At 59.9% G+C, this 12,299-nt stretch carries 15 protein-coding genes and 1 pseudogene; 6 read left to right on the top strand and 10 right to left on the bottom strand.

The window, feature by feature from the left end; translation table 11 throughout:
* Window positions 1-248: 248 nt before the first annotated feature.
* The 6 genes and pseudogenes from QD336_RS17540 to QD336_RS17565 form a co-directional block, all read right to left on the bottom strand.
* Window positions 249-1,280, bottom strand: a pseudogene (locus tag QD336_RS17540) (FAD-binding dehydrogenase); the annotation flags it as partial.
* Between the two features lie 87 nt (window positions 1,281-1,367).
* Window positions 1,368-2,399 carry a peptidoglycan -binding protein gene (locus QD336_RS17545; protein ID WP_499171513.1) on the bottom strand — a complete coding sequence of 344 codons (1,032 nt, stop codon included), beginning with the start codon at window positions 2,397-2,399 and terminating at the stop codon, window positions 1,368-1,370.
* Between the two features lie 2 nt (window positions 2,400-2,401).
* Window positions 2,402-3,424 carry a flagellar motor protein MotA gene (locus QD336_RS17550; RefSeq protein ID WP_499171514.1) on the bottom strand — a complete coding sequence of 341 codons (1,023 nt, stop codon included), beginning with the start codon at window positions 3,422-3,424 and terminating at the stop codon, window positions 2,402-2,404.
* Window positions 3,425-3,625: 201 nt separating this feature from the next.
* Window positions 3,626-4,426, bottom strand: coding sequence for an inositol monophosphatase family protein (locus tag QD336_RS17555; RefSeq protein ID WP_269346632.1), 801 nt, complete (start codon window positions 4,424-4,426; stop codon window positions 3,626-3,628).
* Between the two features lie 164 nt (window positions 4,427-4,590).
* On the bottom strand, window positions 4,591-5,691 hold the full coding sequence (locus tag QD336_RS17560; protein WP_499171515.1) for a tetratricopeptide repeat protein: 1,101 nt from the start codon (window positions 5,689-5,691) through the stop codon (window positions 4,591-4,593).
* Window positions 5,692-5,699: 8 nt separating this feature from the next.
* Window positions 5,700-6,353 carry a thiamine phosphate synthase gene (locus QD336_RS17565; protein ID WP_499171516.1) on the bottom strand — a complete coding sequence of 218 codons (654 nt, stop codon included), beginning with the start codon at window positions 6,351-6,353 and terminating at the stop codon, window positions 5,700-5,702.
* A gap of 104 nt (window positions 6,354-6,457) precedes the next feature.
* Here QD336_RS17565 and QD336_RS17570 point away from each other — a divergent pair, with 104 nt between their 5' ends.
* Entirely contained in the window at window positions 6,458-7,222 is a 765-nt protein-coding gene (locus QD336_RS17570; protein ID WP_269346627.1) for a sulfite exporter TauE/SafE family protein, read from the top strand.
* A 104-nt stretch (window positions 7,223-7,326) separates the two neighbouring features.
* Here QD336_RS17570 and QD336_RS17575 read toward each other — a convergent pair whose 3' ends face one another.
* Window positions 7,327-7,503 (bottom strand): YdcH family protein, encoded by a 177-nt coding sequence (locus QD336_RS17575; RefSeq protein ID WP_003506164.1) that lies wholly within the window; start codon window positions 7,501-7,503, stop codon window positions 7,327-7,329.
* Window positions 7,504-7,737: 234 nt separating this feature from the next.
* Here QD336_RS17575 and QD336_RS17580 point away from each other — a divergent pair, with 234 nt between their 5' ends.
* The 5 genes from QD336_RS17580 to QD336_RS17600 all read left to right on the top strand — a co-directional run bounded on the left by QD336_RS17580 (window position 7,738) and on the right by QD336_RS17600 (window position 10,539).
* Window positions 7,738-7,941: a YdcH family protein gene (locus tag QD336_RS17580; RefSeq protein ID WP_003497661.1), complete on the top strand. Its 204-nt coding sequence runs from the start codon at window positions 7,738-7,740 to the stop codon at window positions 7,939-7,941.
* Between the two features lie 47 nt (window positions 7,942-7,988).
* On the top strand, window positions 7,989-8,456 hold the full coding sequence (gene purE, locus QD336_RS17585) for a 5-(carboxyamino)imidazole ribonucleotide mutase (RefSeq protein WP_499171666.1): 468 nt from the start codon (window positions 7,989-7,991) through the stop codon (window positions 8,454-8,456).
* Window positions 8,457-8,467: 11 nt separating this feature from the next.
* Window positions 8,468-9,544 (top strand): 5-(carboxyamino)imidazole ribonucleotide synthase, encoded by a 1,077-nt coding sequence (locus QD336_RS17590; protein WP_499171517.1) that lies wholly within the window; start codon window positions 8,468-8,470, stop codon window positions 9,542-9,544.
* A 147-nt stretch (window positions 9,545-9,691) separates the two neighbouring features.
* Complete coding sequence (gene ykgO / locus QD336_RS17595; protein ID WP_003497670.1) at window positions 9,692-9,817, top strand: type B 50S ribosomal protein L36; 126 nt, start codon at window positions 9,692-9,694, stop codon at window positions 9,815-9,817.
* 101 nt (window positions 9,818-9,918) lie between these two features.
* Window positions 9,919-10,539 (top strand): tetratricopeptide repeat protein, encoded by a 621-nt coding sequence (locus QD336_RS17600; protein WP_499171518.1) that lies wholly within the window; start codon window positions 9,919-9,921, stop codon window positions 10,537-10,539.
* Between the two features lie 68 nt (window positions 10,540-10,607).
* On the opposite strand, the gene QD336_RS17605 is transcribed toward QD336_RS17600, so the two are convergent.
* From QD336_RS17605 to QD336_RS17615, 3 genes are all read right to left on the bottom strand, one after another.
* Window positions 10,608-10,865, bottom strand: a complete 258-nt coding sequence (locus QD336_RS17605) for a DUF2312 domain-containing protein (RefSeq protein WP_006314683.1) — start codon at window positions 10,863-10,865, stop codon at window positions 10,608-10,610.
* 148 nt (window positions 10,866-11,013) lie between these two features.
* Window positions 11,014-11,319 (bottom strand): DUF1244 domain-containing protein, encoded by a 306-nt coding sequence (locus tag QD336_RS17610; RefSeq protein WP_499171519.1) that lies wholly within the window; start codon window positions 11,317-11,319, stop codon window positions 11,014-11,016.
* 15 nt (window positions 11,320-11,334) lie between these two features.
* Entirely contained in the window at window positions 11,335-12,123 is a 789-nt protein-coding gene (locus QD336_RS17615; RefSeq protein ID WP_499171520.1) for an N-formylglutamate amidohydrolase, read from the bottom strand.
* Window positions 12,124-12,299 lie beyond the last annotated feature (176 nt).

Here is a 12,299-nt window from a genome sequence, read left to right on the forward strand (position 1 = left end):
CACGGTCAGATGCATGGACAGGACAGTCATGTGACCAACGCGGTCAGGCCCTTCTTGGGTCACTAGCAAATGCCGAGGCAAAGCCTCACCGCAAGGCGCTCCCGGGCGGCCGACAGGTCCAGGGAAAGACACGCTGGTCGATCGGAGTGTGGGTCAAGCCACACCTGGACGCCTTGCAGCGCCAGCCTACCAAGCGATCGATCGGTGTTTGAGACAAACCGCCCGGGAACTGGCTATCATCTTCTGACTGTCAGAATGAACCAGCTGTGGCTGCTGTCGCGCTCACCCAGAATCTTCAGCGTACCGAGCGTATCGAAGCCCGGCATGGCGGGAGCATCGAGCCGGTTTCCATCGGCATCGCACCAGAAAGATGACGGGCCAGGAAGAATACGAATGCCGTGGTTCGGCCAGATCGGATCGTGGTTTTTCACACCCTCGGTATAGTGCCACATGCGGTCCCGGTTGATGACGGCCCCGCCAGCGGTTTCGGTAATGCCGATCATGCGGCCATCCACATGCGCGGGCACGCCACAGACCATATTTTCCGGCGGCCTGCCCAGACGCTCCACCGGCCAGTTGCGCCGCACCAGTTCCTGATTGCCACCGATGCCGCCGGAACTGACGATGACCGCGGAGGCGGAAAAGCGGAAGTCACCCTCGGCATCGCGGCTGCTTTTTTGGCCACGAAGAACCGGATCAGCGGCAAGCACGACGCCGGAAATGCCAGCGATCCGGCCATCGGTCGTTTCCAGACGGTCGACCTGATGGCGGAAGCAGAAAGTCAATCGACCGCTTGCCGCCATGTCCTGTGCTTTCTTGACGAAGGGCGCGAGTACTCCGGGACCGGTGCCCCATGTGACATGAAAGCGCGGAACGGAATTGCCGTGACCATCCGCCAAAGAGCCGCCGCGCTCGGCCCAGCCAACCACGGGAAACCAGCGCATGCCCATGCGATGCAGCCATTCGCGTTTCTCGCCGGCCGCGAAATCAAGATAGGCCTCCGCCCAGCGACGCGGCCAAAGGTCCTCGGGGCGATCGAAACCGGCCGAACCAAACCAGTCCTGCCGGGCAAGATCGAGACTGTCTCGCACCCGCATCCGGCGCTGCTCGGGACTATCGACGAAAAACAGCCCGCCCAGCGACCAGAAGGCCTGGCCTCCGAGGTTCTGCTCCCCCTCCTGATCTACGACACAGACGCTGAAACCACGCTCGGCCGCCTCAGTGGCCGCCACCAGCCCCGCAAGCCCCGCGCCGACGACAATCACATCATAGCGTTCCATCAGCCCCTCCCAGATATGACGGAATTACTTTTACGCGAACGTAAATTTACTTTCGCCAGAAGGCAACGGTCATGACGGGGCCGTGATTCAGCGCTCGGTCAGCTTGAGTTCGATACGGCGGTTCTGCTGGCGCGCTTCCGGTGAGCCACCTTCGGCAATCGGCTGATATTCGCCGAAACCGGCGGCAACCAGCCGGTTTGCCGGTACGCCCTTGGAAATCAGGAATTTCACCACCGATGTCGCACGGGCAGAAGAAAGCTCCCAGTTGTCGCGGTAGCGGCCGGAACCGGAAAGCTGGACATTATCCGTATGGCCATCCACGCGCAGCACCCAGTTGATCTCCGCCGGAATTTCCTTGGCGAGATCGAGCAGCGCAACCGCCAGCTTCTCCATCTCCGCCTGCCCTTCCGGATTGAGTTCGTTGCCACCGGAAGGAAAGAGCACCTCCGACTGGAAGACGAAACGGTCACCGACGATGCGGATGTTTTCGCGGTCCGAAAGGATTTCACGCAGCCGACCGAAGAAATCCGAGCGATAACGGTTCAATTCCTGCACGCGCTGAGCCAGTGCGACATTGAGGCGACGGCCGAGATCGGCGATCTTGACCTGAGACGAGGCGTCCTTGGCCTCCGATGCCTGCAGGGCGGCTTCGACGGAAGCGATCTGCGCCCTCAGAGCCGCGATCTGCTGGTTCAGCAATTCGATCTGCGCGGAGGCGCGGGAATTCGCCTGCCGCTGCTCATCCAGCTCGCCGGTCAGGCTGCCGATCCGGGCATTGGCGTTGGCATTATTGCCCGATCCCGCGTCGAGAAGCGCCTGCAGGCGCGAACGCTCGTTTTCCGAAGCCGCAAGTGTGGATTGCAGGCTCGCAAGCGCATCCTCGATATCCTGCTTGTTGCCCTTTTCCATGGCGAGAAGTTCGGTCAGTTCGGCAATCTGGCTATTGAGGCGGGTCAGCACCTCGTCCTTGCCGGTAATTTCCCGCGACAGCACGAATTGCGCCAGCACGAAAACCGTCAGCAGAAACATGATGGCCATGAGCAGCGTCGACAGCGCATCGACGAAACCCGGCCAATAATCCACACCCCTGTCGCGGCGGCGGTTGCGCGCAAGCGCCATGGCTACTCGCTCCCGTTATCGTGCCGGGTGCGTCCGGGGGATTTTGTCTCGCTGTCGATACGCGTCGAAAGCCGGTCGAGCGTGCGGCGGAGCGATTTCGATTCTTCCTGCTGCGCCTCGATCCAGTCGCGCAGCATCTGCTGTTCGCTGCGCATATTCTTGACGAGGCCCTGAATTCCTTCGGCAAGGCTGGTCATGGCCGCCAGCGAGCGCTCGGTGCTGACCACGGCGCCCGGTTCAGCGGCCTTGAACTCCCTCGGCCCCTCCGCCGACGTATCCGTTACCGATGAAAGCCAGTTTTCCAGCTGGGTATAAAATCGGTTCTGTGCGCGACCGGCCTGAAGATCGAGGAAACCGAGAATCAGCGAGCCCGAAAGACCGAGCAGCGAGGAGGAGAACGCCGTTCCCATGCCCGCCAGCGGCGCGGTGAGACCAGCCTTCAGCGAGCTCAGAATATCGTTGCTGTCGCCCGCGCTCGGATCGAGCGACTGGATGACATTGCTGATGGCGCCGATGGTGCCGATCAGACCCCAGAATGTACCGAGCAGGCCGAGAAACACCAGCAGGCCGACGAGATAACGCGATGTGTCACGCGATTCATCAAGACGTGTGGCGATGGAATCGAGGATCGTGCGCTGCGTGACGGTGGACAGCCGGACTTCGCCGCGCTTGCCGATAAGCGTGCTCATCGGTGCCAGCAGTTTTGGTGCACGGCCGACCTTTTCGACGCTGCCGGCGGCGCGGAAAGCGTTGAACCAGCGAACTTCAGACCGCAGGCTCATGGTCTGCGTAAACACCAGAATGATGCCGATGGCGAGCACGCCGAGAATGAAGCCGTTGAGCCCCGGATTGGTCATGAAGGCGGTGTGCGCCTGCCGATAGAGAATGGCCGCCAGAAAGCCGACGAGGATCAGAAACAGAACCATCGTCCAGAGAAAGGGTGTGGGGCTGGACAGCTTGTGGCTGTATTGCCGCGTGGTCACCGGTTTCTCGACACCAAGATCGAGCAGCTCCGAATCCGCCATAACGTTCGCATTCCCTCTGGTCACGTATCAAGCGGAAGCTATTTGAAAATTGCGACGATTTGAAGCGAAAAGCCGGTCTTTCGTCACAGGCATTTCAGGAAACTGGATGAGCAGCCGGCAATGGAAAACGAAAACGCCCGGCGAAAATTCACCGGGCGTCTAAAACTTGCAGAAAACGGCAGGTTATCTGCCGAAAATGCATCAGCGACCCGGCACCGGGCGATTGGCGACCTCAACAAGCGCCTTGTGGATATATTCGTTACCGGCAGCAACGCTGCCGCTGCCGAAGATATCCGCGCCGCCCTTGGCATCGGAAGCAAAACCGCCGGCTTCACGAATCAGCACCAGACCGGCCGCCATGTCCCAGGGCGAGAGGTCCGCTTCCCAGAAACCATCGAGACGGCCCGCCGCAACATAAGCGAGGTCCAGCGAAGCCGCGCCCATGCGACGAATGCCTGCGGCCTCACCCATGACATGGCGAAGCTCGACCAGGAACTTGCCGTGATTGCCACGGCCAAGATGCGGCACGCCACAGCCGATGATGCAATCGGTCAGCGCCTTGCGCGCGGCAACGCGGATGCGGCGATCGTTGAGGAACGCGCCGCCGCCGCGCTCGGCGGTGTAAAGCTCGTCGGTGGCCGGGTTAAAGATCACGCCGGCAACAACTTCACCGTTCCGCTCCAGCGCGATGGATACCGCGAAATGCGGAATACCGTGCAGGAAGTTGGTGGTGCCATCAAGCGGATCGACGATCCAGCGATGCGCGCCATCCGTGCCCTTTTCCTCGCCGCCTTCCTCGCCCAGGAAGTCGTAGGTCGGGCGGGCCTTCATCAACTCCTCGCGCACGATCTTTTCGGCCTTGAGGTCTGCCTGAGACACGAAGTCACTCGGTCCCTTGACCGAAACCTGAAGGTTCTGCACTTCACCGAAGTCACGCGACAAAGACTTACCCGCCTTGATGGCGGCCTGAACCATGACATTGAGAAGGGCTGAACGGGCCATCGATGTTGTTTCCTGGAAAGCTTGCGAGCCGCCCGAAGTGCAACGGGCAGGCACGTCATTATTTTCTTGAATTGAAAGTTTGCGGTTCAAGACCACAAAACGCGCGGAAATTCAAGGCAAAAAGCCCGAATGAGAATGTCGGCGACGAAGGAAAGGCAGTTGCATCACGTCGGGCGGAAACGATTTGCCGCTTCGATCGCCTTTTTCTGCTGCTCGTCGGTGATGCCGAGATAAAAGTCCTCGAGCCTCGGATCCTTCAGACCGGCGCGGCGGGAAAGCACATACCATTTGGCCGCCTCCACGGGATCCGGCCGGGTGCCGAGCGCCTGCACGTAAAGATGCGCCACCTTGTTCTGCGCCACGACATTGCCGCGTTGTGCCGCGCCATAAAGCCAGCGGAAGCCCTCATCCAGATTGCGCTCGCCGCCAAAACCATTGACGAGCCAGATGCCGAGATCGACCTGCGCCGTATCGTAACCCGCCTTCGCGGCCCGCATCAGCCAGTCCCGCGCCTTGGCTTTCTTCTCGGCCGGCACATCCTTGACCGTCCAGTAGATTTGCGAGACCGCATATTGCGCGTCGGCAATGCCCTGATCGGCGGATTTTTCGTAGAACGGCAAGGCCATCAAGAGCCCCTTGGCACCGGGATTTTCCGAAACCAGAATCTGGCCCCAGTTGAACTGGGCAGAGGCATTGCCGGCTTCCGCCGCACGCCGCATGAAATCGTCAGCCTTTGCCTTGTCACGGGTGACGAATTTGCCTTCCATCAGGATCAACGCGAATTTGAACATGGCGACGGGATCGCCGCCGCCAGCCGCCTGCTGATACCAGAAAGTGGCGGTCTTTTCGTCGCGGGCGATGCCGAGACCCCGCGACATCATTTCCGCTACCAGCGTCTGGGCAGCCGCATCGCCGTTCTGGGCACGGTTCAGTGCCTTGTCGAGCGCCTGCACATATTCGCCGCGCTGGAAATGGCCATAGGCTTCGTCCACCCGGCCCTTGAATTCCTTTTCCGGCGGCAGGGCCGGCAGATCCGCGCCCATGCGCTGATAGACATTCACGCCTGCAGAAGGCTGCAAGTCCTTCTGCTCTTCGGATTGCACCCTGCCCTGACGGGTCGGCTGAGCCTCGTTTTCCAGCTGGCGGGAAAGCGCATTGCTTTCGCTCTGCGGCCCGGACTGGGCAAAAGCGACACCCGCCGGCGCGCCGAAAGCAAGCGCCAGCAGCGAAACGGAAAGGCAGAGGTGAACGGAGCGCATGATCATCGCCTGTATCAACCGTCAAACCGTGGCGCTTTTTCGTCAAGCAGGGCGTTGATTTCAGAAACGGCCTGGGCAGCGCCGCTGGCATTGTCGAAAACACCGCTGCGCATCGCCACGAACTCCACGCCGGTTTCGGCAACGGCAAGCACCGACGACGGATCCGTGCCGCCCATGACGATGGCCGGGATTTCGATCATCGACGCCCACCACTCGCCAAGTGCCAGATTTTTGGGATGCGCCTCCGGCTTGATATCGCCTTCCAGCTTTCCAAAGAACACATAGTCCGGATTGCACTCGCCCTGCTCCAGCGCCTTGTGACGGTCGTCCGCAGTGCCGCCGCCAACGATCAGCTTCGGCGTGAATTTTTCCACCGCCTCGGCAAGCGCCTCGGCATTGCCGACCACATGCAGGCCATCCGCCTTGACCCGACCGGCGACCCGACTGTCACCGGCGATGAGCGCTGCCGCCCCGGCCTTCTGGACGACGGGCACGATCAGTTCCGCGCGTTTTTGGAAGGCGGCGTCATCCAGACCATATTGCGGAATGATGACCGAAGCGACATCGCCGCCCCGCAGCGCGTCTTCCACATCTGTCACCTGCTTTTGCACATCGTCCGCTTGCGGAACGATCAGGACAAGGCGGCAACGGTCTTCAACAATGCTCATCGTTTCGTCCATTTCAGGCAGAGGACGCTTATGGCGCGATCTGCACTCGTTTTCATATGACAAATCCGATAAACCGGACCGGCGAAAGGATCAACCATACATCCATGCTGACCGATTTTCATTTTTATCTCGTCGCCATCCCCGCAGTCGTGCTTGTCGGCCTTTCCAAGGGGGGGCTTGGCGGCGCGCTGGCACTGATGGGCGTGCCACTGATGGCACTTGCCGTTTCGCCCGTGCAGGCGGCGGCGATCTTCCTTCCGATCCTGATCGTCATGGATATCGTGGCTCTCTGGGCGTGGCGAGGGCACAATCACCGGGAAACGCTGCTCATCATGCTGCCCGGCGCCATCGCCGGCATCGCACTCGGCTGGGCGACATCCAGCCTCATTTCCGCAAATGCCATGCGGCTTGTCGTCGCCTCGGTCACGATCCTGTTCGTGCTGCGTTATTTTTACGAGAGCTTCAAGAGCCGCAAAGGCCAGGAAATTCCGGCCAAACCGCAAAGACCGGCCGCCGCGACACTCTGGTCCAGCCTGTCCGGTTATGCGAGCTTCGTCGCCCATGCCGGTGGACCGCCCTTTCAGATTTATGTCCTGCCGCTGAAGCTCGATCCCAAGACCTATACCGGCATGAGCGTGCGTTTCTTCGCCATCATGAACGCAATCAAGCTCATCCCCTATTTCGCTCTCGGCGCGCTCGACGCAACGAACCTCAAGACCTCGGCCACCCTGCTGCCGGTGGCGATGCTGGCGACGCTTGCCGGCGCAAGGGTGGTAAAATATCTGAAACCGGCCGTGTTTTACCCGCTGATGTATGCCATGGCGTTGATTGCGGCGCTGAAACTGCTGTGGGACGGGCTGCCATTCTAAAATCCGGCAATAAAAAAGCTCTGGCAGCAGGTTTTCGCCGCCAGAGCTTGAGAGGCTCAGACCGCCCGCCCCTCATTCATCGAGGGCCGGCGGCCTGGCATAATTCAATGTCTTGTCGAGGCTTTGAGCCTCTGCAGTTCATCCTTCAGGCGCAGTTTTCGACGTTTAAGGTCCGCGATCTCTCTATCGTCAGACGACGGGGAAGCAAGAATACTTTCGAGCTCCTCCTCCAGAGCACCGTGTTTCTTTTCGAGCGATGCAATATGAGCCTGAATGGTCATGCGGCACGTCCTTCCTTTTTGAACCTACCTCCAGCTCTCCATCGCTGGAGTTTCAGGTTTACGACGGCAATGTGACACGGATCGCGCCGCTTGTCGAAGGCGAAATGAAGGCAATAAGTGGGCAATTTGGTCGCAAGGGATAACTTCCCGTTACCGCGATTTGATGATAGAGCCTCCAGAACGGATGACATACACGCCGGAGCCGATCCGGCGGCATAAAATGGGGATGACGAGATGCCCGATCAGGACCAGGCGGACATCAGGCTCACGCTGGCGCGGCTGCGCCAGGAGCATGAGGATTATGACGCGGCGATCAACGCGATGATCCAGACCAGCTGCGATGCGCTGAGAATACAGCGCATGAAAAAGAAGAAGCTGGCCGTCAAGGACAAGATGACCCAGCTGGAAGACCAGGTCATTCCCGATATCATCGCCTGAGCCGGAGAGATTACGTGACAGCAGAAACGCCCCCCGTCGCCATCATCATGGGCAGCCAGTCCGACTGGGAAACCATGAAGAACGCCGCCGATACGCTGGATGCGCTCGACGTGGAATATGAAGCCCGCATCATTTCCGCCCACCGCACCCCGGACCGGCTTTATGACTTTGCCAACGGCGCAAAGGACGAGGGCTTCAAGGTCATCATCGCCGGTGCGGGCGGTGCCGCCCACCTGCCGGGCATGACGGCCGCCATGACCCCGCTTCCGGTCTTCGGGGTTCCTGTACAGTCAAAGACCATGTCCGGTCAGGACAGCCTCTATTCCATCGTGCAGATGCCCGCAGGCATTCCCGTCGGCACGCTTGCCATCGGCAAGGCCGGCGCCATCAATGCCGCCCTTCTGGCCGCGGCGGTTCTGGCGCTCAGCGACGAGGACCTCGCCGACCGGCTGGATGCCTGGCGCGCCCGCCAGTCGGCAGCCGTCGCGGAATATCCCATGGATAGCACCCAGTGACGAAAAACGTGATGGCAAAGACGACCAACCTGACCATCGGCATCATCGGCGGCGGGCAGCTTGGCCGCATGCTCGCCATGGCCGCAGCCCGCCTCAACCACCGCACCATCGTGCTGGAGCCGCAGGCCGATTGTCCGGCCGCGCAGGTTTGCAATGACCAGATCGTCGCGGAATATGACGACGAAAAGGCGCTTGCGGAGCTCGCAAGCCGCTGCGATGTCGTCACCTACGAATTCGAAAACGTGCCTGTCGCGGCCGCCGAAAAACTCAGCGCCTCCGTGCCCGTCTATCCGCCGGCGCAGGCGCTCAGCGCTTCGCAGGACCGGTTGACGGAGAAACGTTTCCTCAACGGTTGCGGCATTCCGACCGCCGATTTCCACGCCGTGGACAGTCAGGATGAGCTGGAAGCCGCTCTCGCTGCGTTTGGCGGCAAGGGCGTGCTGAAAACCCGCCGGATGGGTTATGACGGCAAGGGCCAGCGTCTCTTCAAGGGCGGCGATGACCTTACAGGCGCCTTTGCGGCCCTTGGCGGCGTGCCGCTTATCCTCGAAAGCTTCATCGCCTTCGAACGGGAGATTTCGATCATCGCCGCCCGTTTCAAGGACGGCACCGTCACCTGTTACGACCCGGCCGAAAACGTTCATCTGAACGGCATTCTGCACACCTCGACGGTGCCGGCCGCCCTTTCCGATGCCGCAAGGGCTGTTGCCGTACAATCGGCGGAAAAACTTCTCGCCGCGCTCGATTATGTCGGCGTCATCGGCATCGAATTCTTTGTCCTGCCGGATGGTTCGCTGGTTGCCAATGAGATGGCGCCACGCGTTCACAATACCGGCCACTGGACGGAAGCGGCTTGCGTGATCTCGCAGTTCGAACAGCATATCCGCGCCGTTTCGGGCCTTGCCCCCGGCAGCACGGATCGCCATTCCGATTGTGTCATGACCAACCTGATCGGTGACGACATCAACGATGTGCCGGCATGGCTTTCGAAAAAAGACTGTCTCGTGCATCTCTATGGCAAGACGGAAGCACGGCCAGGCCGCAAGATGGGCCATGTGACCGAGCTTCTGCACACAGGAAAAGCCTAGTCTTTTAAGGCAAAGACGCGGCCAAGTGTTGACAGGCATGGCTCAAACGGGTATCTGCCTGCCAACCGAAAAGAGCGCGCCCCGTTGCGCGCTTTTGATTGTTTGAATAAGCACGGCAGAAACCGTGCAAAACTGCGGACCAGTAAAATGAAGATCAAGAATTCGCTTAAAGCGCTTAAGGCCCGTCATCGCGATAACCGCCTGGTTCGCCGCAAGGGCCGCGTCTACATCATCAACAAGCAGAACCCGCGCTTCAAGGCTCGTCAGGGCTGATTGATCGCGACTGCGGTTCGCGATCAATCTCGCGGATCACTTTGTTGACAGTGCAGAAGTTTGCATTTGATATTGGGCGCAGCCGGGTTAAGCTTTAACCCATGCGCCCAAATCGTTTTTGCACGGCTATCATCCTCGCTCAGGGTTTCCTGCTTTCCGGCCTCCCGATTTCGGGAGTGGTCGCCATTGGTCATGCGGCGGACGGACAGCCTGCTGCAGCGGTAGAGGCCGCGCCTTCCCCCGCCAAGACCATCGACACGCTTTTCGCATCGTTGAAAAAAGAGCGGAATGCGGTCAAGGCGCGCAGCATCGCCAACCAGATCGCCTCCGAATGGAATGATTCCGGCAGCGCGACCGTCAATCTCCTGATGCAATGGGCCGGCGAAGCCGCAGACGAAAAGCGGAACGCAGCCGCTTATGATTTTCTCGACCAGGTCATCCTGCTCGACCCGACCTATGTGCAGGCACCCTATCGCCGCGCCATGGTGCATTTCGCCGATGGCGACACCCGCAAGGCAATGGCGGACATCAACCTGACTCTGGAAAAGGAGCCGCGCTATTTTCCGGCGCTGGCGAGCCTCGCCAACATCCTCGAAGCCTCCGGCCGCGACGAGCTGGCACTGAAGGCCTGGGAACGCTATCTGGCGGTTTACCCCGCAGACAAGGACGCCCGCAAGGAAGCCGCCGACCTCTCGGAAAAGCTGGCGGGCACGCGCGGCTGAATTTGACAAAAGCACAAATAAAAATCGCCGCAAAAGCGGCGATTTTTCATTGAGGCATTTTCAGCCGATCATTCCATGCCGAGCGCGGCCATATAGGTCTGGAGAATCGTTTCTTCCTCGATACGCTCATTGGCATCCTTCTTGCGCAGACGGATGATGGTGCGGATCGCCTTGGTGTCGTAACCACGGCCCTTCGCCTCGCCCATGACATCCTTGATATCACCCTGAATGGCAGCCTTTTCTTCTTCGAGGCGCTCGACGCGCTCGATGAACTGACGCAGTTCTGCGGCGGCGACGGTTTCTGTGGTGCTGGTTTCGTCCATCATATCATCCTTTATTGGCGGCCCGCATCTGAGCCCTGTTCGTTATATCCGGGCGAAGCCTTCGCCGGTCGCCGCCAGCCGGCGGCAAAATTCAGCCCTGTGAACTGCCCACTGAAAGGCGTCCAGTCAAGTCGTTTCCGTCGATAAGGGGCTATTCCCTGGGTCGGTTCTGCTCAAAGGCGGCTTTCTGGGCATCGCTCGCCTCCGCCTGATATTTCTCTTTCCAATCCTCATAGGGCATGCCGTAGACGATTTCCCGGGATTGATCCTTGCTGATCGCAACGCCGGCTTCCTCGGCGGCTTCCCGATACCAGTTGGAAAGACAATTGCGGCAGAAGCCCGCGAGATTCATCAGGTCGATATTCTGCACATCGTGGCGCTCACGAAGGTGCTTGAGGAGGCGGCGGAAGGCGGCCGCCTCGAACTCGATCTGCCTGTTGTCGTTCTCATTCGTCATGGCAAAACTCCAGGCTCAATAGGGGCCGGTGCGAGAGGCGAACAGCTGATATTCATGTAAAACGGGATCGTCATTCATTGCGGCGAAAATGGGAGCGAGCCGGTCCGACCATTCGGTGATCCCCTTCTCATCCGCGATCAGATCCTGCCGAACCTCCAGCAGCGCATGCGGTATGCCCTTCATCATGCAATGGCGATACATGGTATCGCCCTTGAGCGCCCCGTCATAGGGTTCGTTGTCGCCAACGAGGATGTCGCCGGTGGCGCGCAGATGCGCCAGAAGCGGATCGACCGCACGATGATCCGTATCCCACAGAACGGCCGCATGCCATGGCCGCGGCGTTTCTTTCCAGAACGGCGTGTAGGAATGCAGAGACAGGACGAGCGGCGCTTCTTCAGAAGCTTGCGCCACGCCGGTCAGCACCCGGTCCACGGCATTGTGATAGGGCCGGTGAAAAATCTCGATGCGCCTTTGCCATTCCTCATCCGAAATCGGATGGTTGCCGGGGACGATCGCCCCGTCCGAAATCTTCATGATGAGGGTGGGGTCGTCCTCGCCGCGATTCGGATCGATCAGCAGCCGTGAGAACCGCCCGAGCACGGCCGGCACGCCAAGGCGCGCGGCAAGCGAGCGCGTCAGCCCTTCTATGCCGATATCAAATGCGATGTGGCGATGAAAAGCGGTTTGCGGAAGGCCAAGATTGCCGTAGTGTGCCGGCAGGAGGTTCATGGCATGGTCCGCCAGAAGAACCATGCCTTTGTCATAATCGCCTTCTATGATTTCATAGGGTATGAAGTCGTTCATCGATGATTTTCTGGGGCAGGATTGAGGAGAGAAGCTTGATGGCATGGCTTGAGGCCGGGCGCAAGTTGCGGCGAAAGAACAGCCATCTACCTTATCGCACTCATGATCCCACGAACAATATAATCGATTAAACTCGCGTTGACTTTCTTTGGCGGCCACGCCAAGAAGTGTGTTCA

The organism is Rhizobium sp. BR 250 (assembly GCF_047445855.1).
Lineage (GTDB): Bacteria > Pseudomonadota > Alphaproteobacteria > Rhizobiales > Rhizobiaceae > Agrobacterium > Agrobacterium tumefaciens_I.

Bases quoted from the DNA above. Each gene is read 5' to 3' on its own strand.
- QD336_RS17545 (WP_499171513.1), bottom strand. From the start codon at position 2,399: ATGGCGCTTGCGCGCAACCGCCGCCGCGACAGGGGTGTGGATTATTGG.
- QD336_RS17550 (WP_499171514.1), bottom strand. From the start codon at position 3,424: ATGGCGGATTCGGAGCTGCTCGATCTTGGTGTCGAGAAACCGGTGACC.
- QD336_RS17555 (WP_269346632.1), bottom strand. From the start codon at position 4,426: ATGGCCCGTTCAGCCCTTCTCAATGTCATGGTTCAGGCCGCCATCAAG.
- QD336_RS17560 (WP_499171515.1), bottom strand. From the start codon at position 5,691: ATGATCATGCGCTCCGTTCACCTCTGCCTTTCCGTTTCGCTGCTGGCG.
- QD336_RS17565 (WP_499171516.1), bottom strand. From the start codon at position 6,353: ATGAGCATTGTTGAAGACCGTTGCCGCCTTGTCCTGATCGTTCCGCAA.
- QD336_RS17570 (WP_269346627.1), top strand. From the start codon at position 6,458: ATGCTGACCGATTTTCATTTTTATCTCGTCGCCATCCCCGCAGTCGTG.
- QD336_RS17575 (WP_003506164.1), bottom strand. From the start codon at position 7,503: ATGACCATTCAGGCTCATATTGCATCGCTCGAAAAGAAACACGGTGCT.
- QD336_RS17580 (WP_003497661.1), top strand. From the start codon at position 7,738: ATGCCCGATCAGGACCAGGCGGACATCAGGCTCACGCTGGCGCGGCTG.
- purE (WP_499171666.1), top strand. From the start codon at position 7,989: ATGGGCAGCCAGTCCGACTGGGAAACCATGAAGAACGCCGCCGATACG.
- QD336_RS17590 (WP_499171517.1), top strand. From the start codon at position 8,468: ATGGCAAAGACGACCAACCTGACCATCGGCATCATCGGCGGCGGGCAG.
- ykgO (WP_003497670.1), top strand. From the start codon at position 9,692: ATGAAGATCAAGAATTCGCTTAAAGCGCTTAAGGCCCGTCATCGCGAT.
- QD336_RS17600 (WP_499171518.1), top strand. From the start codon at position 9,919: ATGCGCCCAAATCGTTTTTGCACGGCTATCATCCTCGCTCAGGGTTTC.
- QD336_RS17605 (WP_006314683.1), bottom strand. From the start codon at position 10,865: ATGATGGACGAAACCAGCACCACAGAAACCGTCGCCGCCGCAGAACTG.
- QD336_RS17610 (WP_499171519.1), bottom strand. From the start codon at position 11,319: ATGACGAATGAGAACGACAACAGGCAGATCGAGTTCGAGGCGGCCGCC.
- QD336_RS17615 (WP_499171520.1), bottom strand. From the start codon at position 12,123: ATGAACGACTTCATACCCTATGAAATCATAGAAGGCGATTATGACAAA.